This window comes from Sphingomonas sp. MA1305, assembly GCF_016107325.1.
GTDB lineage: Bacteria > Pseudomonadota > Alphaproteobacteria > Sphingomonadales > Sphingomonadaceae > Sphingomonas.
This window is the reverse complement of sequence record NZ_RCVT01000002.1, coordinates 669,744-691,315: the sequence shown is the minus strand read 5'-3', so window position 1 is coordinate 691,315 and position 21,572 is coordinate 669,744. Positions and strand designations below refer to the sequence as shown.

Genomic DNA, 21,572 nt, shown 5'->3' with positions numbered 1-21,572 from the left:
CATGGAACAGCCGATCTTCAACGAACCGATCGAATCGCTGGATGGCGGCGATCACCGGCGTGCCCTGCGCAAGGCGGTGCGGATGCGCGCCCATCTGCGCGATCGCGGCCAGACGCGGTTCGAGATCGATGTCACCGACCTGTCCGAATCGGGGTTCCGCGCCGAGACGAGCTTCACCTTGTGGCCCGGGACGGTCGTGTGGCTGACGCTGCCGGGACTCGCCGGGCTCGAGGCGGTGGTCGCGTGGCGCGACAAATTCCATTATGGCTGCGCCTTCGCCAAGCCGCTTCACCCCGCGGTGTTCGAGCATATCATCGCCTTGTCGCAGCGCTAAGCGCGGCCACGCCCGCGCTGGTGCGGCCTAGCCGCAGACGCGCGACCGGCCGGCGGGTCGGCAATGCCGAACCGGTCCGGCGTCAGGACGGGGGCTTCGCGGTCGTCGCTGTTCCCAGCAATCGTCGCCGCATCAAAACGCCGGCAAAACCGTCGTCAGTAGGGTCGCGCAAGGTATGGATGTGACCGCGCCTGCACCCGGCATCAGTCGAACAGGCTGCTGACGCTCGTCTCATCGGCGATCCGCTTGATCGCCTCGCCGAGCAGCGGCGCGATCGGTAGATGCCGGATCTTCCCCGCCCTACCGATCGATTCGTGATTGCCGATCGAGTCGGTGATGACCAACTCGCGCAGCGCGGACCCCTCGACGCGCGCCACCGCGCCGCCCGACAGCACGCCGTGCGTGACATAGGCGACGACATCCTCCGCCCCCGCCTCGCGCAGCGCCGCCGCCGCGTTGCACAGCGTCCCCGCCGAATCGACGATGTCGTCGATCAGGATGCAAAAGCGGCCCTCGACGTCGCCGATGATGTTCATCACCTCTGATTCGCCGGCGCGCTCGCGACGCTTGTCGACGATCGCCAGCGGCGCATTGTCGAGCCGCTTGGCGAGCTGACGCGCACGCACCACGCCGCCGACGTCGGGCGAGACGACCATCAAATTCTTGCCCTTGAAGCGCGCATGGATGTCCGCGCTCATCACCGGCGCGGCGTAGAGATTGTCGGTTGGAATGTCGAAGAAACCCTGGATTTGCCCGGCGTGCAGGTCGACCGACAGCACGCGGTCGGCGCCCGCGACGGTGATCAGATTGGCGACCAGCTTGGCCGAGATCGGCGTGCGCGGCCCCGGTTTCCGGTCCTGGCGCGCATAGCCCATGTACGGGATCACCGCGGTGATCCGCTTCGCCGACGCGCGCTTCAACGCGTCGATGATGATCAGCAATTCCATCAGATTGTCGTTGGCGGGAAAACCGGTCGACTGGATCACGAACACGTCCTCGCCGCGGACGTTCTCCTGGATCTCGACGAAGATCTCCTCGTCGGCGAAGCGCCGCACCAGCGCCTCGGTCAGCGGCAGTTCGAGATAGCCCGCGATCGCCTGCGCCAGCGGAAGGTTCGAATTGCCGGTCATCAGTTTCATGCGCACGTGCTCCACCCCGTCGGATGGCACGGTCCCTTAGGGCGGTCTTGTCCGAATCGGAAGCGCGCTTGTTCATGCCGCCCCGGCTGGCTACCGCCGCGCACATGACCGTGACCCGTTTCGCTCCCTCGCCGACCGGCCGCCTGCACGTCGGCAACATCCGCACCGCCCTGCACAGCTGGATGCTGGCACAGCGCGACGGCGGCCGGTTCGTGCTGCGCATCGACGATACCGATGCCGAGCGATCGGAGGAGCGCTACATCGACGCGATCCGCGCCGACCTCGCCTGGCTCGGCCTCGATGCGGATGTCGAGGTGCGCCAGTCGCAGCGCTTCGCGCTCTATCAGGCGCGCTTCGACGCCCTGCGCGCCGCCGGACGCATCTACCCGGCCTATGAGACGGCGCAGGAGCTCGATCTCAAGCGCAAGATCCTGCTCGGTCGCGGCCTGCCACCGGTCTACGACCGCGCCGCGCTACAGCTCAGCGAAGCGGAGCGGGCGCAGCTGGAGGCCGACGGGGTGCGACCGCACTGGCGGTTCAAGCTCGACCATGACGCGCCGATCGTCTGGGACGATCTGATCCGCGGGCCGCAGCAATTCGATCCCCGGACGATGAGCGACCCGGTCATCCGCCGCGCGGACGGATCGTGGCTGTACATGCTGCCGTCGGCGATCGACGATGCCGATCTCGGCATCACCCATGTCGTGCGCGGCGAAGACCATGTCTCCAACACCGCGCTGCAGCTGCAGATGTTCGCGGCGATGGGCGTCACCCCGCCCGCCTTCGCGCACGAGGCGCTGCTGACCGGCAGCGAGGGCAAATTGTCGAAGCGGCTCGGCTCGCTCGGCGTCGACCATTTCCGCGAAGAGGGGATCGAGCCGCAGGCGGTGATCGCGCTGCTCGCCCGGATCGGCACCAGCGACCCGGTCGAGCCGCTGGTCGATCCGGCACCGCTGATCGCCGCGCTCGACTTCACCCGCTTCGGCCGGGCGCCGGCGCGCTTCGACGAGGCGGAGCTGGCGCAGGTCAATGCCCGTATCGTCCATCAGCTGCCGCATGCGGCGGTCGCTGGGCGGCTGCCCGAAGGCATGGGCGCGGCGGAATGGGAAGCGGTGCGCCCCAACCTCACCCGCGTCGCCGACGCCGGTGACTGGTGGCAGGTGATCGAGGGGCCGGTGGAGGCCCCCGGCGCCGATGCCGACACCCGCGCCTATCTGGCCGCCGCCGCGGAGGCCGCCGAGGCGATCGACTGGGCGGGCGATCCCTGGCACGCGCTGACCGACCGGCTGAAGCAGGCGACCGGCCGCAAGGGCAAGGCGCTGTTCCTGCCGCTGCGCCAGGCGCTGACCGGCCGCGACCAGGGGCCCGACATGGCGGCGCTGCTGCCGCTGATCGGCCCCACGCGCGCGGTCGAGCGGCTGCGCCGCGCCGCCGGCTGAGGCAAAGTTCACAAAGTTCGCGCATGGACGGACGCAACTTGACCTGCGCGATGCATGATGTAACATCACACGAATCAGAGGAGATACGTCACGCGACCATAACGGGAGAGGGTTCATGTACGCCGACCGCCACGCCAAGCCGACCCGCTTCAGCCCGACCGGGCTGACCGCCGCCATCGCGATCAACGGCGCACTGGTCGCCGCGTTGATCTTCGCGGCGCCGCACGTGCTGCCCAATCCACCGAAGGACGGCCCGATCGAAACCTATACGGTGCCCCCTGATCAGCCTCCGCCGCCGCCCGAGGTGCAGCCCAAGCCGCATGACGTGGTGGCCAAGGTGCCCGACGAGACGATCGCCGCGCCGACGCCGATCGTGAAGGTGCCGACCACGGCGCCGCTCACCACCATCGACCTGCCGCCGATCGCGCCGCCGGTCAGCCCGCGGATCGGCACCGATCCGGTCACCGAGCCGACGTCCGCGCCGACCAGCGCGCCGCCGCTGCCGCTGATCGCGCCGACCGTCGACCCGCGCTACGCCGATGCGTTGCAGCCGCCCTATCCCGCCGCCGAGCGCCGCGCCAATCGCGAGGGCCGGGTCACCGTCCGCGCGCTGATCGGCGTCGACGGGCGGGTCTTGCGGATCGAGCAGGTCGAGGCGACCAGCGACGCCTTCTGGCGCGCCGTCCAGGCCCAGGCGCTAAGCCGCTGGCGGTTCAAGCCGGGCACGCGCGGCGGCGTCCCCGTCGAGGCGTGGCGGACGATGACGCTCCGCTTCGTGCTGGAGGACGAGTGATCGCCTGACCGGCGCCGGAAGCGGCCGGGCCGCTTCCGGCCAATCGCGACCATCCGCACGCCTTTTACCAAGTCGCGTTCCATAATAACAAACCGTAGGAGGCGGGCAATGCGGTGGCAGGATTTTATAAGCTGAAGTGATGGACCGCGAAGTGCCCTCGCTGGGGCCAGGCTTCAGTCATCGGCAGTGCGAGTGGTTTGTTGGACGATCGACGATCGCGGATACCTCCCAATCATCCACGAGCTCTCACAGGCCACCTGAGCGTCGGCAAGCGCCCAGTTTTCGCAATTCCACGAACCCGGGGATCGTCGCCGCGTGCGCGGGCGGCTGCCGCATCGTCATTGCGGGCGCGCGCCTGATCGAGCGAGAGATCGGGATACCCGCCGATCGTCAGCAGCTATTCGCATCCCTTGATGCGGAACAGCCAGCGCCAGGAGCGCAGGCCCGTAGAGGCGACGGAGAGATACAGCCCGTCAACGTTGGTGAGCTTGTAGCCGGCCGCGCGGCCTTCACCGCGGCGTTCATCAACATAAAGGTACCGCAAAGATGAAGAGGTGGATCGGTGACCGAAGGTGAGGAGCTGGACGATCAAGAGTGCGCGCTTGTCGGACGCATCATTCTAAGCGTTGCAGCAGCAGAGTCTGTCGTGAGTAAGATCTGGTGGCACTTCAGCTTTGTCGCGGGAGAAACTCTCGAGCCCGAACGGTGCCAAAAGCGTCCCATGTCAGAAAAGCTGCAGGCGTTGCGTAAGCTGATCCCGCAAGACGGCCGGCGCACCGATCAACAGCTCAGCCTCATCATCGAAGCCTTCTCATATATTGAAGACGATCGTCACGCGCTAGTTCATGGATACCCTGCTGTCACTGTCGAGGGTGGCGTCGTTTTGAATCTGCGGCAAAACTACCACGTCTGGGCGGGAGACCTGCCGCCCCTGTGTGATTGGGCGCGTCATCTACGACATGTGTCATTTCAGATGTACGTCGACGCAACCCGTGGAATTTACGAAGCCGAGACGGCCATGCCCCCGTTAGAGCCTCTTCCCGTGCCACCTGGCAAGTTTGCGAGGAAGGCGCCTCTGATCCCACCTCGATAAGGTGCGGCGGAGACATTCTCCGCCCTCCCCTCGCTCTTGGGCCGCTCACCAATTGCTCGGCACTCGCCCGCTCGTGCGTTACTCGACGTCCGCTATCGCCAAATCCTGACAGTTTTATGCTTCGTCGCCGCGCTCCAAAAGCGGACAAGAGTAGCACTCAGCCTGACCAGCGCGTGCGCGGCTCTTTGAGCGCGAGCGCAATAGTCTTCGCGTCTCGCTTTTCGATGTTGATCACATGCTTGGCGGAAAAGGGGAGCTCAGTTCCAAGCCAAAACTCCTCGTTTTTAGCGATTGCTCCGGGCTCGTTATCAAGGATGCCGATATATCCGCTTGGTGTGCGCTCGCGAACGAGAACCCACATGCGTTCAATCGAGACATTCTCGTCCTCATTATCGACACTGATGCGAAAGATGAGCTTCGCAAGGTCGCCAGCTTCGAGGCTCTCTCGCCTGCTTCGCTCAGGGATCCAGAAAGTTTCGGGAGCTTCGGCATGGCGAACCTCTCCGTCCTCAAGGCACCACCCGTCGATGTCGAAGTCTGGATCACGCATAAGGTCAGCTTAGCGCTATGGCGAACGCCTGCAATGTCACACCGGTCTCCCGAGAGCAGACCACCCGCTGCCCCCCACATCATACGGTTCGCCGCTTGCGGGCATTGCCGCGACCGCCGATGCTCACGGGATACGGGCGCGAGATGATGGGCTCGCGAAGATCACGCGACGCGAGCCGGGCAACCGGCATGAGGAACGAGCCGCGCGCGGCCGGACCGTGATCTGGATAAGAGGGATGCCGATCGATCCTGCTCCCTGCGTTGTCGGCCGCCACCGTTTCGTCCAGCGGATCACCAGGGCTGGTCGCCGCTCGCCAGCGCTCCTATCTTCCCCCCATGTCCTTCTTCAGCCGTTTCTCGCCGGTGCGGGCCTATAAGGACCTGCGCATGTTCCTCGCCGGCCGCGAGCGCTACGAACTCGGCTTCCTGGCCGCGGCGATCGCGATCACGGGCTTCTTCGTCTACGCCTTCGCGCGCAACGACTATGACATTCCGCCCAAGCCGCCGGAGATCATCTACGTCCAGCAATGGCGCGCCGATCGCACCGATGCGCAGATCCGCGCCCAGCAGGCGATCGACAAGGTGAAGAAGGACAAGGAGATCGACGCCTATAATGCCCGGGTCGACAAGATGCGGGCGCAGTTCAAGGCGGTCGACGACAAAATGAACAAATGGGGGCTGTGACCGGCGGCGCGACCGTCGCTGCCGACGATGGGCGGTGGATGGAGGCGGCGCTGACGCTCGCCACCCGGACGCAGGGGCGGACGACGCCCAATCCCAATGTCGGCTGCGTGATCGTCCGCCATGGCCGAGTGGTCGGGCGCGGCTGGACGCAACCGGGCGGGCGGCCGCATGCCGAGGCGATGGCGCTGGCCGAAGCGGGCGCGGCGGCGCGCGGCGCCACCGCCTATGTCACGCTGGAGCCGTGCGCCCATGCCAGCACGCGCGGTCCGGCGTGCGCCGACTTGCTGGTCGCCGCCGGCGTCGCGCGGGTCGTCGCGGCGCTGCACGACCCCGATCCCCGCACCGACGGCAGCGGCTTCGCGCGCCTCGCCGCGGCGGGCATCGCGGTCGCCACCGGTGTGCGCGCCGAGGAGGCGGCGCGGAGCATGGCCGGCTTCCTGACCCGGCGGCGGCTCGGCCGGCCGTTCGTGACGCTGAAGCTCGCCACCTCGCTCGACGGCCGCATCGCGCTGGCCGACGGGACCAGCCGCTGGATCACCGGACCGGAAGCGCGCGCCCATGCCCATCTGGAGCGCAGCCGGCATGGCGCGATCCTGGTCGGCCGGGGGACGTGGGAGGTTGATCGGCCGGCGCTCGACGTACGGCTGGCGGGGCTGGAGCCGCGCAGCCCGATGCGGGTCGTTTTGTCCTCCACCGTCATCCCGGCGGACGCCCGGACCCATGGACACGACGCCGCTGGAGGCGGGAGCGCACCGCTGTCCATGGGTCCCGGCCTGCGCCGGGATGACGAAGAAGGGGACTGGCGGGTGATCCCCTCACCCGCCGCCATCGCCGACCTCCCCGTCGACCATCTCCTCGTCGAGGGTGGCGCCGGGGCGGCGGCGGCGTTCCTCGCCGCCGATCTGGTCGACCGGTTGCTGCTCTACCGCGCGCCGGTCGTCATCGGGGCCGGCCTGCCGTCGGTCGGCGACATCGGCCTGACCGATCTCGCGGCCGCGCACGGCCGCTGGCGGCTGGACGATGCGCGCGCGCTTGGCAGCGACCGGCTCGAGGTCTACGAGCGCGAACCATGTTCACCGGCATAGTCAGCGACGTCGGCACCATCGAGTCGGTCGATACCCGCGGCGACACCCGCGTCCGCATCGCCACCGCCTACGATAGCGCGACCATCGACCTCGGCGCCTCGATCGCCTGTTCGGGCGTCTGCCTGACCGTGGTCGACAAGGGCCCCGACGCGGGCGGCGCGCATTGGTTCGCCGTCGACGTCTCGGGCGAGACGATCGCCCGCACCGCCGACCAGTGGCGCATCGGTCAGCCGCTCAACCTCGAACGCGCGATGAAATTGGGCGACGAGCTGGGCGGCCATATCGTCACCGGTCATGTCGACGGCGTCGCCACCGTGGTCGACGTCCGCCCCGACGGCGATTCGCACCGCGTCGACTTCGCTTTGCCCGGCGACCTCGCCCCGTTCGTCGCGACCAAGGGGTCGATCACCGTCGACGGCGTCTCGCTGACCGTCAATCGGGTCGAGGACCGAGGCGAGGTGACGCAGTTCTCGGTCAATCTGATCCCGCATACCCAGGCGGTGACGACGCTCGGCGCGCTGGCGCCGGGACAGCGCGTCAACATCGAGATCGACGTCCTCGCCCGCTATCTCCAACGGATGGAATCCTACCGTGGCCAGTCCCGCTAAGCTGTCGCAGTTGCGGCACGCCTTCCTCTCCAGCCCCGAAGAGATCATCGACGAGGCGCGCAATGGCCGGATGTTCATCCTGGTCGACGACGAGGATCGCGAGAATGAGGGCGACCTGGTCATCCCGGCGCAGATGGCGACGCCGGAGAAGATCAACTTCATGGCGACGCACGGCCGCGGCCTGATCTGCCTGGCGCTGACCAAGCGGCGGGTCGAGGAGCTCGGCCTGTCGCTGATGAGCCGCAACAACGGCACGCGCTACGAAACCGCCTTCACCACCTCGATCGAGGCGCGCGACGGCGTCACCACCGGCATCTCCGCCGCCGACCGCGCCCGCACCATCGCGGTGGCGATCGACTCGTCCAAGGGCCGCGACGAGATCGTCACGCCGGGCCACGTCTTCCCGCTGGTGGCGCGCGACGGCGGCGTGCTGGTGCGCACCGGCCATACCGAGGCGGCGGTCGACGTGTCGCGGCTCGCCGGCCTCAATCCCAGCGGCGTGATCTGCGAGATCATGAACGACGACGGGACGATGGCGCGCCTCGACGACCTCGTCGGCTTCGCGCAGCGCCATGCGCTGAAGATCGGCACGATCCGCGATCTGATCGCCTATCGCCGTCGCCACGACCATCTCGTCGAGAAGCGGGCCGAGGCGCGCTTCGTCAGCGAATGGGGCGGCGAATGGACCGCGATGACCTTCTGGAACCGGGCGACCGGTTCCGAACAGATCGCGCTGGTCAAGGGCAAGATCGATCCCGGCAAGCCGACGCTGGTGCGCATGCACGCCCTGTCGCCGTTCGCCGACATCTTCGGCGAGGGCGGCGGTCGTGCCGAGCTGCTGCGCCGCTCCATGGAGATCATCGGCGAGGAGGGCGCGGGCGTCGTCGTCGTCATCAACCGGCCGCGCGCCGACCAGTTCACCGTCGCGCTGCAGGCGAGGGCCGGAACGCTGCCCGCCGAGGACATGGAGGAGTTGCGCGACTATGGCGTCGGCGCGATGATCCTGACCGAATTGGGCGTCGAGGAAATGAAATTGCTGACCAACACGCACCACACGCTGGTCGGCCTCGACGGCTACGGCCTGTCGATCGTCGGCGAGCGGCGGATCGACTGACCCAAGGATTTACGATGGCCCATATCCTCATCGTCGAAGCGCGCTTCTACGATCATCTCAACGACATGCTGCTCGCCGGCGCGCGGCGCGCGATCGAGGCGGCGGGGCACAGCCACGCCACCGTCACCGTGCCCGGCGCGCTGGAAGTGCCCGGCGCGATCGCACTTGCCGCGGAGACGGGCCAGTATGACGGCTATGTCGCGCTCGGCGTGGTGATCCGCGGCGAGACCTATCATTTCGAGATCGTCTCCAACGAGAGCGCGCGCGGCGTCATGGCGCTGACCATGGACGGCCTGCCGATCGGCAACGGCATCCTGACCACGGAAAACGAGGAGCAGGCGATCCGCCGCGCCGATCCCGCGCAGCTCGACAAGGGCGGCGGCGCGGCCGAGGCGGCGCTGGCGATGCTCGCGCTCAAGCACCGGCTCGGCTGAGCGGCGGCGGCGGGCGATGACACGGATCCCGCCCAGCCGCTGGAAGGTCGTCGAGCGCGGGCGGCGGCTGGAGGTAATCGACACGCAATCGGGGGTACGGATCGGCGCGGCACCGCCGCCGGTGCCGTCGTCGGGCGCGCGGCCGGCACGCCCCGTCACGAAGGCTCGTCCGGCGCCCGCCGAGAGAGACGGCGTCTGGCTGCGCAAGGTCAGCTTCGACGGCACCAGCGACCTGACGACACATCGCCTCTACGATGACAAGGGGCCGCGGACGGTGCGGCTCGACCCGCTGAGTGCGCGGATCGCGGGGCTTGTGATCGGCGGCATCGTGCTGGCGCTCACCGCGCTGATCGTGTCCGCGGTGTTCTGGCCGGCGATCCTGCTGGTGCTGGTGCCGCTGTTCCAAGGCAACATCCGCGCGCCGTTGCGGCGCGCGGTGACGCAATGGCTCGATGCGCGGGAAACGGGCGCGGCCTAAATCCTCCCCGCTCGCGGGAAGGTGGCAGCGCCAGCGCTGACGGAGGGGGCTGTCCACGCAGCGCAGCGTATGCGGAAAGCCCCCTCCACCACGCCGCGACGCGGCGCGGTTCCCCTCCCCGCGGGCGGGGAGGATTGGGGTTCTACGCCGCCTCGGTCTCGAGCGCGGGATAGTCGGTATAGCCCTCCGGCCCCTTGGTGTACCACGTCTTGGGGTCGTCCTGGTTGAGCGGTGCGCCGCGGCGCAGCCGTTCGACCAGATCGGGGTTGGCGATGAACTTGCGGCCGAAGGCGATTCCATCGGCGACGCCCGAATCGAGATCGGCCTGCGCGCTGTCCGCCTCATAATCCTGGTTGAGGATCAGCGGGCCGGTGAACACCTGGCGGATCTGCGGGCTGAGCTTGGGCACGTCGCTCTTGCCGAAGGTACCGTCCGGGCTCTGTTCGCGCAGTTCGAGGAAGGCGATGCCGAGATCGTTCAGCGCCTTGGCGGCGGGGACGAAGACGCTGGCGGGATCGCTGTCGTCGGCGCCCTGCGTCTCGCCGTTCGGCGACAGGCGGATGCCGGTGCGGCCCGCACCGATCGCGTCGACCACCCGCGCCACCGATTCGCGCATGAAGCGGATGCGGTTTTCCGGGCTGCCGCCGTAATCGTCGTCGCGATGATTGGTACCGTCGCGCAGGAACTGATCGATCAGATAGCCATTGGCGCCGTGCAGCTGCACCCCGTCGAAGCCCGCGCGGATCGCGGCGCGCGCCGCCTCGGCATATTCGTCCTGCGCCTTTTTGATGTCGTCGAGCGTCGCCGCCTTCGCCTCGGCATAGGGGTTTTCGGGCTTGTGATAGGGCGCGCGCGTCGCCGACGACGACAGCGGCTGTTGGCCGGTGACGTCCGGCCGCGCCAGCCGGCCCATGTGCCAGATCTGCGCGACGATCTTGCCGCCGGCCTGGTGCACCGCCTCGGTCACCGGCTTCCACGCCTCGACCTGCGCCTCGGTCCACAGCCCCGGCGCGTTCGGCCAGCCGAGGCCGAGCCGGCTGACGCCCGTACCCTCGGTGATGATCAGCCCGGCGCCCGCGCGCTGGCGGTAATAGTCGATCATGATCTCGGTCGGCACATGGTCGTCGGTGGCGCGGCCGCGCGTCAGCGGCGCCATCACCACGCGGTTGGCGGCGGCGATGTCACCCAGTTGGATCGGATCGAAGAGGCTCGGGTGCGAGGAATTGGGCATCGGCTGCTCCGTTTGTTGCCTGACGCGCCACAGATAGGCGGCTAAGGGGAGACATGCACCAGGATAGGTCGCAAAGAAAAACTGTTTCCGCCGCAACCGCGGCTGGCTCCGCCGCGCCCGCCGAGACAGGGGCATCGCCGCGGGGGTCGGGGCTCGCCTTCGCGGCACTGGTCTTCGCCAACGGCGCGCTGGCGTTCGGGCCGTGGTTCGTCCGCCTGGCCGATGTCGGGCCGGTCGCCGCCGCCTTCTGGCGGATCACGCTGGCGGTGCCGTTCCTCGCCGGCCTGGCGCTGGCCGGCGGCGCGCGGCCGGGAAGACTGCCACGCGGCTTGTGGTGGATGCTGGGGCTGAGCGGCGTCGCCTTCGCGCTCGACCTCGGCAGCTGGCACCTCGGCATCGTCCGCACGACGATGGCCAATGCCACCCTGTTCGGCAATTGCGCGATCCTGATCTTCCCGCTCTACGGCTTCCTCGCCGCGCGTGCCTGGCCGACGCGGGGGCAGGCCTTTGCGCTGGCGCTCGCCGCGGCGGGCGCGACCCTGCTGCTCGGCCGCTCCTACCAGCTCGACCCGCGCAATCTGGCTGGCGACCTGCTCTGCATCCTCGCCGGGCTGTTCTACACGCTCTATTTCGTCGTCATGGCACGGGTCCGCACGCGGATGGCGCCGCTGCCGGCGCTGGCGCTGTCGAGCACGGCCAGCGTGCTGCCGCTGCTGGTCTACGCGCTGGCGTTGGGCGAATCGGTGGTGCCGCACCACTGGACCCCGCTGCTCGCGCTGGCGCTGGTCAGCCAGGTGATCGGCCAGGGCTGCATGATCTACGCGCTCGGCCAATTGTCGCCGCTGGTGGTCGGCATCGCGCTGCTGATCCAGCCGATCGTCGCCGGTTCGGTCGGCTGGATCGCCTATGGCGAGCGGCTGCACGGAGCCGACTGGGTCGGTGTCGCGTTGGTCGCGGCGGCGCTGGTGCTGGTCCGCCGCGGCGAGGTTGCGCCGCGCGGCGCAAAGACGCAGGAAGAACGGGCATGACCGACGATCCCACTCTCGACGAGATCCGCCTCGCGCTGGCGCCGGGCATCGCCGCCAACGCCGCCTTCGACGGCTGGGGCGATGCGGCGCGCGACATGGCGGCGGATGCCGCCGGCGTCGACCGCGACATCGCGCGCCTCGCCTTCCAGGACGGCGCGGTCGGCATGATCGACGCCTGGTTCGCCTCGATCGACGCGGCGATGGCCGCCGCGCTGCCGCCGGAGACGCTCAGGACGCTGCCGATCCGCGCCCGGATCAGCGAATTGGTCACCGCGCGGCTGACCGCGATGGCGCAGGACCGCGAGGCGCTGCGCCGCGCGCTCGCCATCCTCGCGCTGCCGCAGAATCTCGGCCATGCGGCGAGGCTCGGCTGGCGCAGCGTCGATGCGATGTGGCGGCTCGCCGGCGACACCGCCACCGACTACAATCACTATACCAAACGGGCGATCCTGCTCGGCGTCTACGGCGCCACCGTCACCGTCTTCCTCGACGACGACAGCGAGGGCTTCGCCGACACGCGCGCCTTCCTCGGCCGCCGGATCGAGGGGATCATGCGGTTCGAGAAGGCCAAGGCGAGCATGATCCGCCGCTCCGAGCACCGCCCCAGCCTGTCGCGCTTCATCGGCCGGCTGCGCTATCCGGTGGTCTAATCCCCTCCCGCGTGCGGGACGGATAAAAGCGCACGGCCCTGCAACAGACGGTAATTGATAATCAGTCGCACTCCCTCTATAAAGGGAGTGTGTTTCCGACTCTGAACCTCGAGACGCTGCCGCGCCATCACGCCGCCACGGTCGATGCGATCGATTGGACCCGCCTGTCCGCCCCCGAAGCCCGGCGATTGCGCGAGCTCGGCTTCGACGAAGGCGTCGGGGTCGAGGTGCTGCACCGCGCCCGGCTGGGTGGTGGCCCGATCGCCTGCCGCATCGGCCGGATGACGGTGGCGCTGCGCCGCGCGGTCGCGTCGGCGATCCAGGTTTCGGTGCCGATGCCGGCCGAATAAGCCGGCCCGCGTCCATGGAACATCCGCCGCTGATCGCGCTGGTCGGCAATCCCAATGCCGGCAAAAGCGCGCTGTTCAACGCCCTGACCGGCGCACGGCAGAAGGTCGGCAATTATCCCGGCGTCACCGTCGAGCGCCATTCGGGCCGGCTGATGCTGGACGACGGCCGTCCCGTCGAGCTGATCGACCTGCCCGGTGCCTACAGTCTGGAACCGTCCAGCCCGGACGAACGCGTGACCCGCGACGTCGTCACCGGCAAGGGCGGGCTGGAACGGCTGCCCGACGCGATGGTCGTCGTCGTCGACGCCGCCAATCTCGACAACCATCTACGCTTCACGCTGCAACTGATCGCGCTCGGCCTGCCGGTCGTCGTCGCGCTCAACATGATCGACCTGGCGGAGCGCGACGGGCTGACGCTCGATCCCGCCGTGCTGGAGCGCGAATTGGGCGTGCCGGTGATCCCGACCGTCGCGGTGCGGCGCCGCGGCCTCGACGCGCTGCGCGCTGCACTGGCGACGGTGGTGGCGACGCGCGGCGCGACGCCGCTGCGCCCGTCCGACGGCAGCATCCAGGACGATATCGTCACGCTGCAACGCCGCGCGCGGAAGATCGCCGGCGCCGCGACCGTCGCCGAAACCAGCGGGCGACGCTGGATGCACCTGCTCGACACGGTGGCGCTGCATCCGGTCGCCGGGCCGCTGCTGCTCGCCACCATCCTGTTCGTCATGTTCCAGGCGGTCTTTTCGTGGGCGACCGTGCCTGCCGACATGATCGACGCGGGCTTCGCGGCGCTGCAGCGGCTGATCGACACGCAATTGCCCGACGGCTTCATCCGTTCGCTGCTCGCCGATGGCCTGGTCGCCGGCGTCGGCGCAGTGGTCGTCTTCCTGCCGCAGATCCTGATCCTGTTCCTCTTCATCCTGGTGCTCGAATCGTCGGGCTATATGGTCCGCGCCGCCTTTCTGATGGACCGGTTGATGGCGACGGTCGGCCTGTCGGGGCGCGCCTTCATCCCCTTGCTGTCCAGCTTCGCCTGCGCGGTGCCGGGGATCATGGCGACCCGCGTGATCGAGGACGAGAAGGACCGGCTGACCACGATCCTGATCGCGCCGCTGATGACGTGCAGCGCGCGCTGGCCGGTCTACACGCTGATCATCGGCGCGATGATCCCCAACACGCCGGTGCTGCCGTTCGTCCGGCTGCAGGGCCTCGTCATGTTCGGCCTGCTGCTGATCGGCATCATCGGCGCCTATGCCGCCGCGCTGGTGCTGCGCCGGACGGTGACCAAGGGCGCCTCGTCGGGCTTCATGATGGAGATGCCGAAATATCAGGTGCCGCGCGCGGGCGACATCCTGCTCGGCCTGTGGCAGCGCGCGCTGATCTTCCTGAAACGCGCCGGCACGATCATCGCCGCCACGACCATGGTGCTGTGGCTGCTGCTCAGTTTCCCCAAACCGCCGGAAGGCAGCGGCATCAGCCCGGTCGATTATTCGATCGGCGGCCGGATCGGCCATGGCATCGAATATGTCGTCAAGCCGATCGGCTTCAACCGCGACATCGCGCTGGCGCTGCTGCCGGCGATGGCGGCGCGCGAGGTCGCGGTGTCGGCGATCGGCACCGTCTATGCGATCGACGACAAGGCTGGCGGCGGCACCGAACGGATCACCGACCAGATCCGTGGCCGCTGGAGTCTGCCGACGGCGCTCGCCTTCCTGATGTGGTTCGTTTTCGCGCCGCAATGCATATCCACGATCGCGGTGACGCGGCGCGAAACAAACGGGTGGAAGTGGCCGTTGTTCATGGTTAGCTACCTGTTCGCGGCGGCCTATCTGGCGGCCGGAATCACGTACTGGCTGGCGGTTCTCGCCGGTCTCTAGCAGAGGCAATTATGGCGGGCAGCGTCAACAAGGTCATTCTCGTCGGCAATCTGGGGCGCGACCCCGAATCGCGGTCGTTCCAGAACGGCGGCAAGGTGGTGAACCTGCGCATCGCGACGTCGGAAAGCTGGAAGGACCGCAACACCGGCGAGCGCAAGGAAAAGACCGAGTGGCATTCGGTCGCGATCTTCAACGAGGGCCTGGCCAACGTCGCCGAACGCTTTCTGCGCAAGGGGTCGAAGGTGTATATCGAGGGCCAGCTGCAGACCCGCAAATGGCAGGATCAGCAGGGCAACGACAAATATTCCACCGAGATCGTGCTGCAGGGATTCAATTCCGTGCTGACGATGCTCGACGGCCCCGGCGGCGGCCAGGGCGGCGGTGGCGGCGGCCGTAGCGGCGGCGACGACTTCGGTGGCGGCGACGATTTCGGCGGCGGCTCCTCGGGCGGCTATGGCGGCGGTGGCAATCGCGGCGGCGGCTATGGCGGCGGCCAGTCGGGCGGCGGCAATCGTGGTGGCGGCGGCTTCGGCGGCGGCCAATCGGGTGGCTTCGCGGACGATCTCGACGACGACGTGCCGTTCTGATCGTGGCATCGGAGGTTCAACCGAACGCGTCCGGCTGGCGGATCGACGAGCGGGCGCGGCTGGCCGCGCTCGCCAGCTATCAGCCGCGCGCGCTGCGCAATTCGGCGGCACTCAAGCAGATCGCCGACTTCGCCGCCGCGCTATGCGAGGCGCCGATCGCGCTGGTGACGCTGATTGAGGACCGCGAGCAGCTGTTCCTTGCCCGTACCGGCCTGGCGATGGAGGGGACGAGCCGCGCCATCTCGTTCTGCGATCACACGATCCGGCGCGAGGGGCCGATGATCGTGCCGGACGCGACGGCCGATCCGCGCTTCGCTGACAATCCGCTCGTCACGCAGCAGCCGCATGTCCGTTTTTATGCCGGCGTGCCGCTGATCGGCGACGGCAACGTGCCGCTGGGCGCCTTGTGCATCCTCGACGACCGGCCGCGCGACGGGCTGACGCCGCTGCAGCTGCAGGGGCTGGAGGTGCTCGCCGCCAATGTCATGGCGCGGCTGCGCGACAACCGCGACGCGATCCAGCGCCGCGACGAGGCCGACGAATCGGCGCGGCGGCTGTCCGACAGCGAGGATCGGTTTCGCACGCTCGCCGACGCGATGCCGCAGATGGTCTGGTCGACGCTGCCCGACGGTTTCCACGATTATTACAACGCGCGCTGGTATGAATTCACCGGCGCGCCCGCCGGATCGACCGACGGCGAGGGCTGGAACGACATGTTCCACCCCGACGATCAGGATCGCGCCTGGACGGTGTGGCGGCACAGTCTGGCGACGGGCGATCCCTATCAGATCGAATATCGCCTGCGCCATTTCGACGGCACCTATCGCTGGGTGCTCGGCCGCGCGCTGCCGATCCGCGATGCCGCCGGTGCGATCACCCGCTGGTTCGGCACCTGCACCGACATCCACGAGCAGAAGCTGGCGCTGGAAGAGCGCGAGGTGATCAGCCAGGAACTGTCGCACCGGATCAAGAACATCTTCGCGGTGATCTCCGGCCTGATCTCATTCGCCGCGCGTGGCCGGCCGGAATTCGCCGGCATCGCCGCCGATCTGCGCCAGCGCATCACCGCGCTCGGCCGCGCGCACGATTTCGTGCGTCCGCACAGTTCGCAATCGCGGCCGGCGTTGCAGCAGGACAGCCTGAAGGGGCTGCTGACCGAATTGTTCGCGCCCTATCGCCGTGGCGAGCGCGAGGCGATCCACATCGTCGGTGACGACATCCGCATCGACGATCGCTCCGCGACGCCGCTGGCGCTGCTGTTCCATGAGCTGGCGACCAACGCGAGCAAATACGGCGCGCTGTCGCGGCCCGACGGCGACGTCGATCTGCGGCTGCGCCATGACGGCGAGGCGATGACCCTGTCTTGGGCGGAACGCGGCGGTCCCGAGGTCGAGGCGCCGCAGCATGCCGACGGCTTCGGCAGCCAGCTGATCGAACTGTCCGCGGTGCGGCAGCTCGGCGGAACGGTGCAGCGCGCCTGGGACCGGGCCGGCATCGCGGTCACCGTAACGGTACCGGTGGCGGCCTTCAGCCGGCGGTAGCGACCCCGCCCCGCGACCATCGTAGGGCGGGCGCCAGGATGACACCGGCCATTGGGGAGCCCAAGAACATCGCCCTCAGGCCTATGCCGGGACATTCCTGCGGCCCTCAAATTGGCAAAGTCAATTGCTGACCGACCGCAGCATCACCAGATCGTCGTTCGCCGCCGCGCCGCTGCCGTCCGACGCCAGCGCGGCGGCGGCGAGGATCGCCGACTCGCTGAACGGCTTGCGGATGTACCCAAGCGCGCAATCGCCATCGCAATTGATCTGCGTCGGATTGGCGGTGACGAACACGACCTTGACGCCATAGTCCTGCGCGATCCGGCGCGCGATCTGCGGGCCGGTAGGGCCGTCGCGCAGATTGACGTCGACAAAGGCGAACTCGCATTGCGCCGCCGCCTCGATCGCGCTCTCGCTGTCCGCCGCGATCGCCGCCACCCGATAACCGGCATCGATCAGAATCCGCTCGAGGTCGAGCGCGACAAAGATCTCATCTTCTACGATCAGGGCGGTTTTGGTCATGTCTCGATCCGGTCTTGGCTGTGCCAAACACAGGTTAGCCCCGGATGTTCCGCCGTTCGTCGCATCGGCCGCCAGAAAGACGGCTGCGGCCTATCGCCGCAACAGGAAGACGGCGTGCTGCGCCAGCAGATTGGCGGCCGCCGAACTGCGTTGGCGGTCGCCCGACAGGAACCAGGCGCCCTCCACCGTGATCCGGCGATCCCGCAGGAAGGCGCGGAAATCGTCGACGGTCAGATGGTGGATGTTGGGCGTGTCATACCATTGCTCGGGCAACTGAGTCGTCACCGGCATCCGCCCGCCCCACAGCAGCGACAGCCGCACCCGCCATTGCGCGAAATTGGGGAAGCTGACGAAGGCGCGGCGGCCGATGCGCAGCAACTGGTCGAGCACCGCGTCGGGCGCGCGCGCGGTCTGCAGCGTCTGGCTGAGGATCGCATAGTCGAAGCTGGCGTCGGGATAGCCGGCGAGATCGACGTCGGCGTCGCCCTGGATCACCGACAGGCCGCGCGCCACCGCCGCGGCGACGTTGCCGGGATCGATCTCCAGCCCGCGCGCGTCGCAGCCCTGCGCGTCGCGTAGCGCCGCCATCAACGCGCCGTCGCCGCAGCCGACATCGAGCACGCGGCTGCCCGGTGCGACATGGTCGGCGATCACCGCCAGATCGGGACGCAGCGCGATCACCGTCCACCCCCGAGGAAGCCGTCGACCACGCGGTTCATCGCCGGCGCCTCGAGCAGGAAGGCGTCGTGGCCGTAGGGGCTGGACAGTTCGACGAAGCTGACCGGCGCGCCCGCGGCGTTGAGCGCCTGGACGATGTTGCGCGATTCGGCGGTCGGGTAGAGCCAGTCGGTGTCGAAGCTGATCACGCAGAAGCGCGTCGCGGCGCCGCGGAAGGCGTTGGCGAGAAGGCCGCCATGTTCCTCCGCCAGATCGAAATAGTCGAGCGCGCGGGTGATGTAGAGATAGCTGTTGGCGTCGAACCGGTCGACGAAGCTCAGCCCCTGGTGGCGCAGATAGCTTTCCACCTGGAAATCGGCGTCGAAGCCGAAGCTCTTCGCCTCCCGCGCCTGCAGCCGCCGGCCGAACTTCTCGGTCAGCCCGGCCTCGGACAGATAGGTGATGTGCGCCGCCATCCGCGCCACCGCCAGGCCCGCGGCGGGCGGCTCGCCGGTGTAGTAATCGCCGCCATTCCACTTGGGATCGGCCATGATCGCCTGTCGCCCGACCTCGTGAAAGGCGATGTTCTGCGCGGAATGGCGCGCGGTCGCGGCGATCACCACCGCCGCTGCGACGCGATCAGGGAAGGTCGCCGCCCAGCTCAGCGCCTGCATGCCGCCCATCGACCCGCCGACCACCGCCTTCAGCCGCGCGACGCCGAGATGGTCGAGCAACAGCGCCTGCGCCCGCACCATGTCGCGGATCGTGATCACCGGGAAACTCATTCCCCACGGCCTGCCGGTCGCGGGGTTGATCGTCGCCGGGCCGGACGATCCCATGCAGCTGCCCAGCACGTTGGCGCAGATGACGAAGTCGCGTGCCGGATCGATCGGCTTGCCCGGGCCGATCAGCCGCGTCCACCAGCCTGGCTTGCCGGTGCGCGGATGGGCGGAGGCGACGTGCTGGTCGCCGGTCAGCGCATGGCAGACGAGGATCGCATTGCCGCCGTCCGCGTCGAGCGTGCCATAGGTTTCATAGGCGATGTCGACCGGCGACAGCAGCACGCCGCCGTCGAGCCGGAGCGGCCCCGGCAGCGTCACCTGGCGCGACAGGCCGAAGCGCGGATCTTCGGACATAGGCCGCCCCGCTACGGCGCGAGCGCGCCGTGCGCAAGGCCGGCGCGGCGGATACACCATCCCCGCCGCCCGCCATTGGCTTGCCCGCCATTCGCGCTTACAGCCACGCGCATGACCGCCCCTGCCCCCAAGCCCTGGATCCTGGGCATCGCCCCCTATGTTCCCGGCCGCGCCACCGCGGACGACGGACGCCGCGTCGTCAAACTGTCGTCGAACGAGAATCCGCTCGGCACGCCGGAGGCGGCTCGCGAGGCGTATCGCAGTGCCGCCTCCGAGCTGGAACGCTATCCCGATGCCGCCGCGGTCGCGCTGCGCGGCGCGCTCGCCGACCATTACGGCATCGAGGCGGAGCGGATCATCTACGGCACCGGCTCCGACGAGGTGCTCCACCTCGCCGCCGGCGCCTTCGCGGGCCAAGGCGACGAGATCATCCACGTCCGCTACGGCTTTGCGGTCTACGAGATCGCCACCCGACGCGTCGGCGCGACGCCGGTGGTGGTGGCCGATCGCGACTATGCCAGCGACGTCGACGCGATCCTGGCGGCGGTGACCGACCGGACGCGGATCGTCTTCGTCGCCAATCCCAACAATCCGACCGGCACCTACACCGCCAAGGCGGAGATCGCGCGGCTGCACGCGGGGCTGCGTCCCGACATCCTGCTCGTCCTCGACCAGGCCTATACCGAATATCTCGATCCCGAGGACGACGATGGCGGGCTGGAGCTCGCCCGCACGACGCAAAACGTGCTGGTCACCCGCACCTTCTCGAAGATCTTCGGCCTCGCCTCCGAACGGATCGGCTGGGGCTATGCCGCGCCGGCGATCATCGACGCGATGCACCGCATCCGTGCGCCCTTCGCCTTCGGCATCGGCGCGCAGCGCGCCGCCGTCGCCGCGCTTGCCGACCATGACTTCGTCGCGCGCAGCCGCGAGCACAATCGGACATGGCGCGCCTGGTTCGCGCAGCAGGTCGACGCCATTCCCGGGCTGCGCGCGGTGCCGTCGAAGGCGAACTTCGTCCTCGTCACCTTCTCCGGCGCGCTGACCGGCGAGGCGGCCTATCAGGCGCTGATGGCGGCAGGCTATGCGACGCGCTGGCTGCCTGGCCAGGGGCTGCCCAACGCGCTGCGCATCACGATCGGCGCGGAGGACGAGATGCGTGCGGTCGTCGCCGTGCTGCGCGACGCGGCCGGCGCAGCCGGCTGATGCTGCCCTTCGCGCGGGTCACGATCATCGGGCTGGGGCTGATCGGATCGTCGATCGCGCGGGGCCTGCGCGCCTATAGCCCGACGGTGCGGATCACCGGCTATGACGCCGATCCGGCGGTGCGCGACACGGCGGTGCGGATCGACCTGGCCGACGACATCGCCGACACTGCCGGCACGGCGGTGATCGACGCCGACCTCGTCGTGCTGTGCGTCCCGGTCGGCGCGATCGGTGCGGCGGCGGCGGCGATCGCCGACGATCTGCCCGCCGACGCGATCGTCACCGATGTCGGGGGTGCCAAGGCCAGCGTCGCCGCCGCGATGCGCGCCGCCTTGCCGCAGGCGACGATCGTTCCCGGCCATCCCGTCGCCGGCACCGAGCACAGCGGCCCCGAATCGGGTTTCGCCAGCCTGTTCCGCGGCCGCTGGTGCATCCTGACCCCCGACGAGACCACTCCGGAGGTCGCGACCGCGCGGGTGCGCGCCTTCTGGGAGACGCTCGGCGCCAGGGTCGAGCTGATGACGGCCGAGCATCACGACCGCGTGCTGGCCGTGACCAGCCATGTGCCGCATCTGATCGCCTATGCGATCGTCGGCACCGCTTCCGATCTCGAACAGGTCACCCAGAGCGAGGTGATCGCCTATTCGGCGGGCGGCTTCCGCGACTTCACCCGCATCGCCGCCTCCGACCCGACGATGTGGCGCGATGTCTTCCTCAACAATCGCGAGGCGGTGCTGGAGATCCTGCAGCGCCTGACCGAGGACGTGACGATGCTGCAGCGCGCGATCCGTTGGGGCGACGGCGACGCCCTGTTCGACCTGTTCACCCGCACCCGCGCGATCCGCCGCGCGATCATCGACCAGGGCCAGGACGACCCCGCACCGGATTTCGGCCGGGCGCACGATTGACGTCGATCGGCGCTGGTCGCTGCCCCCTGTTTCCCGCGACAAAAGACGTCCGGATCGCGCCGCCGTTATCGTCCTGAACCCACGGCGGAAATGCTGCGTCGCAGCAAGATCGTAACGCAAGCGTATCAA

General features: G+C 68.7%; 26 protein-coding genes. 18 read left to right on the top strand and 8 right to left on the bottom strand.

Features of this window, described 5'->3' with window-relative positions:
- Position 1 precedes the first annotated feature (1 nt).
- The gene (locus D9601_RS11225; RefSeq protein ID WP_198354090.1) at positions 2-334 is read left to right on the top strand and encodes a pilus assembly protein PilZ; all 333 of its coding nucleotides are present in this window, start codon (positions 2-4) and stop codon (positions 332-334) included.
- A gap of 203 nt (positions 335-537) precedes the next feature.
- Here D9601_RS11225 and D9601_RS11220 read toward each other — a convergent pair whose 3' ends face one another.
- A complete protein-coding gene (locus tag D9601_RS11220; RefSeq protein ID WP_198354089.1) occupies positions 538-1,473 on the bottom strand; it encodes a ribose-phosphate pyrophosphokinase in 936 nt (311 codons plus the stop codon).
- Positions 1,474-1,577: 104 nt separating this feature from the next.
- Here D9601_RS11220 and D9601_RS11215 point away from each other — a divergent pair, with 104 nt between their 5' ends.
- Together D9601_RS11215 and D9601_RS11210 are read left to right on the top strand one after the other, a co-directional pair.
- Positions 1,578-2,912 (top strand): glutamate--tRNA ligase, encoded by a 1,335-nt coding sequence (locus tag D9601_RS11215; RefSeq protein ID WP_198354088.1) that lies wholly within the window; start codon positions 1,578-1,580, stop codon positions 2,910-2,912.
- A 115-nt stretch (positions 2,913-3,027) separates the two neighbouring features.
- Entirely contained in the window at positions 3,028-3,705 is a 678-nt protein-coding gene (locus D9601_RS11210; protein WP_198354087.1) for an energy transducer TonB, read from the top strand.
- A gap of 232 nt (positions 3,706-3,937) precedes the next feature.
- Here D9601_RS11210 and D9601_RS20230 read toward each other — a convergent pair whose 3' ends face one another.
- A complete protein-coding gene (locus D9601_RS20230) occupies positions 3,938-4,093 on the bottom strand; it encodes a hypothetical protein (RefSeq protein ID WP_443024749.1) in 156 nt (51 codons plus the stop codon).
- A gap of 9 nt (positions 4,094-4,102) precedes the next feature.
- Positions 4,103-4,249, bottom strand: coding sequence for a DUF4102 domain-containing protein (locus D9601_RS11205; protein ID WP_198354086.1), 147 nt, complete (start codon positions 4,247-4,249; stop codon positions 4,103-4,105).
- A gap of 18 nt (positions 4,250-4,267) precedes the next feature.
- Here D9601_RS11205 and D9601_RS11200 point away from each other — a divergent pair, with 18 nt between their 5' ends.
- On the top strand, positions 4,268-4,798 hold the full coding sequence (locus D9601_RS11200) for a hypothetical protein (protein WP_198354085.1): 531 nt from the start codon (positions 4,268-4,270) through the stop codon (positions 4,796-4,798).
- A 157-nt stretch (positions 4,799-4,955) separates the two neighbouring features.
- Here D9601_RS11200 and D9601_RS11195 read toward each other — a convergent pair whose 3' ends face one another.
- The gene (locus D9601_RS11195; RefSeq protein WP_198354084.1) at positions 4,956-5,348 is read right to left on the bottom strand and encodes a hypothetical protein; all 393 of its coding nucleotides are present in this window, start codon (positions 5,346-5,348) and stop codon (positions 4,956-4,958) included.
- Between the two features lie 335 nt (positions 5,349-5,683).
- Between D9601_RS11195 and D9601_RS11190 the strand changes: the two genes are divergently transcribed.
- The 6 genes from D9601_RS11190 to D9601_RS11165 are packed head-to-tail and all read left to right on the top strand — an operon-like array spanning position 5,684 to position 9,750.
- Positions 5,684-6,031, top strand: coding sequence for a hypothetical protein (locus tag D9601_RS11190; RefSeq protein ID WP_198354083.1), 348 nt, complete (start codon positions 5,684-5,686; stop codon positions 6,029-6,031).
- Entirely contained in the window at positions 6,019-7,116 is a 1,098-nt protein-coding gene (gene ribD, locus D9601_RS11185; protein WP_232474051.1) for a bifunctional diaminohydroxyphosphoribosylaminopyrimidine deaminase/5-amino-6-(5-phosphoribosylamino)uracil reductase RibD, read from the top strand. The genes D9601_RS11190 and ribD overlap by 13 nt, the downstream gene beginning before the upstream one ends.
- Entirely contained in the window at positions 7,101-7,724 is a 624-nt protein-coding gene (locus D9601_RS11180) for a riboflavin synthase (protein ID WP_198354082.1), read from the top strand. The genes ribD and D9601_RS11180 overlap by 16 nt, the downstream gene beginning before the upstream one ends.
- Complete coding sequence (gene ribB / locus D9601_RS11175) at positions 7,708-8,838, top strand: 3,4-dihydroxy-2-butanone-4-phosphate synthase (protein WP_198354081.1); 1,131 nt, start codon at positions 7,708-7,710, stop codon at positions 8,836-8,838. Before D9601_RS11180 ends, ribB begins: the two co-directional genes overlap by 17 nt.
- A gap of 14 nt (positions 8,839-8,852) precedes the next feature.
- Positions 8,853-9,272, top strand: coding sequence for a 6,7-dimethyl-8-ribityllumazine synthase (gene ribH, locus D9601_RS11170; RefSeq protein ID WP_198354080.1), 420 nt, complete (start codon positions 8,853-8,855; stop codon positions 9,270-9,272).
- 16 nt (positions 9,273-9,288) lie between these two features.
- The gene (locus tag D9601_RS11165) at positions 9,289-9,750 is read left to right on the top strand and encodes a hypothetical protein (protein WP_198354079.1); all 462 of its coding nucleotides are present in this window, start codon (positions 9,289-9,291) and stop codon (positions 9,748-9,750) included.
- A 142-nt stretch (positions 9,751-9,892) separates the two neighbouring features.
- Here the strand turns inward: D9601_RS11165 and D9601_RS11160 are convergent, their stop codons facing one another.
- Positions 9,893-10,981: an alkene reductase gene (locus D9601_RS11160; RefSeq protein ID WP_198354078.1), complete on the bottom strand. Its 1,089-nt coding sequence runs from the start codon at positions 10,979-10,981 to the stop codon at positions 9,893-9,895.
- A gap of 53 nt (positions 10,982-11,034) precedes the next feature.
- On the opposite strand from D9601_RS11160, the gene D9601_RS11155 reads away from it, so the two are divergent.
- The 6 genes from D9601_RS11155 (at position 11,035) to D9601_RS11130 (ending at position 17,014) form a co-directional block, all read left to right on the top strand.
- Positions 11,035-12,009 carry a DMT family transporter gene (locus tag D9601_RS11155; RefSeq protein ID WP_198354077.1) on the top strand — a complete coding sequence of 325 codons (975 nt, stop codon included), beginning with the start codon at positions 11,035-11,037 and terminating at the stop codon, positions 12,007-12,009.
- Positions 12,006-12,659, top strand: a complete 654-nt coding sequence (locus D9601_RS11150; RefSeq protein ID WP_198354076.1) for a COQ9 family protein — start codon at positions 12,006-12,008, stop codon at positions 12,657-12,659. The genes D9601_RS11155 and D9601_RS11150 overlap by 4 nt, the downstream gene beginning before the upstream one ends.
- An 89-nt stretch (positions 12,660-12,748) precedes the next feature.
- Positions 12,749-13,009, top strand: coding sequence for a FeoA family protein (locus D9601_RS11145; RefSeq protein WP_198354075.1), 261 nt, complete (start codon positions 12,749-12,751; stop codon positions 13,007-13,009).
- Positions 13,010-13,023: 14 nt separating this feature from the next.
- Positions 13,024-14,886, top strand: a complete 1,863-nt coding sequence (gene feoB / locus D9601_RS11140) for a ferrous iron transporter B (RefSeq protein WP_198354074.1) — start codon at positions 13,024-13,026, stop codon at positions 14,884-14,886.
- An 11-nt stretch (positions 14,887-14,897) separates the two neighbouring features.
- Positions 14,898-15,473, top strand: coding sequence for a single-stranded DNA-binding protein (gene ssb, locus D9601_RS11135; protein ID WP_198354073.1), 576 nt, complete (start codon positions 14,898-14,900; stop codon positions 15,471-15,473).
- 2 nt (positions 15,474-15,475) lie between these two features.
- A complete protein-coding gene (locus D9601_RS11130; RefSeq protein WP_198354072.1) occupies positions 15,476-17,014 on the top strand; it encodes a PAS domain-containing protein in 1,539 nt (512 codons plus the stop codon).
- A gap of 120 nt (positions 17,015-17,134) precedes the next feature.
- Here the strand turns inward: D9601_RS11130 and D9601_RS11125 are convergent, their stop codons facing one another.
- The 3 genes from D9601_RS11125 to metX form a co-directional block, all read right to left on the bottom strand.
- A complete protein-coding gene (locus tag D9601_RS11125) occupies positions 17,135-17,536 on the bottom strand; it encodes a response regulator (protein WP_198354071.1) in 402 nt (133 codons plus the stop codon).
- Between the two features lie 90 nt (positions 17,537-17,626).
- Positions 17,627-18,214: a methionine biosynthesis protein MetW gene (metW, locus tag D9601_RS11120; RefSeq protein ID WP_198354469.1), complete on the bottom strand. Its 588-nt coding sequence runs from the start codon at positions 18,212-18,214 to the stop codon at positions 17,627-17,629.
- Positions 18,214-19,329 carry a homoserine O-acetyltransferase MetX gene (gene metX, locus D9601_RS11115; RefSeq protein ID WP_198354070.1) on the bottom strand — a complete coding sequence of 372 codons (1,116 nt, stop codon included), beginning with the start codon at positions 19,327-19,329 and terminating at the stop codon, positions 18,214-18,216. Before metX ends, metW begins: the two co-directional genes overlap by 1 nt.
- Before the next feature lie 111 nt (positions 19,330-19,440).
- Between metX and hisC the strand changes: the two genes are divergently transcribed.
- Together hisC and D9601_RS11105 are read left to right on the top strand one after the other, a co-directional pair.
- The gene (gene hisC / locus D9601_RS11110) at positions 19,441-20,535 is read left to right on the top strand and encodes a histidinol-phosphate transaminase (RefSeq protein ID WP_198354069.1); all 1,095 of its coding nucleotides are present in this window, start codon (positions 19,441-19,443) and stop codon (positions 20,533-20,535) included.
- A complete protein-coding gene (locus tag D9601_RS11105; RefSeq protein ID WP_198354068.1) occupies positions 20,535-21,443 on the top strand; it encodes a prephenate/arogenate dehydrogenase family protein in 909 nt (302 codons plus the stop codon). The genes hisC and D9601_RS11105 overlap by 1 nt, the downstream gene beginning before the upstream one ends.
- Positions 21,444-21,572 lie beyond the last annotated feature (129 nt).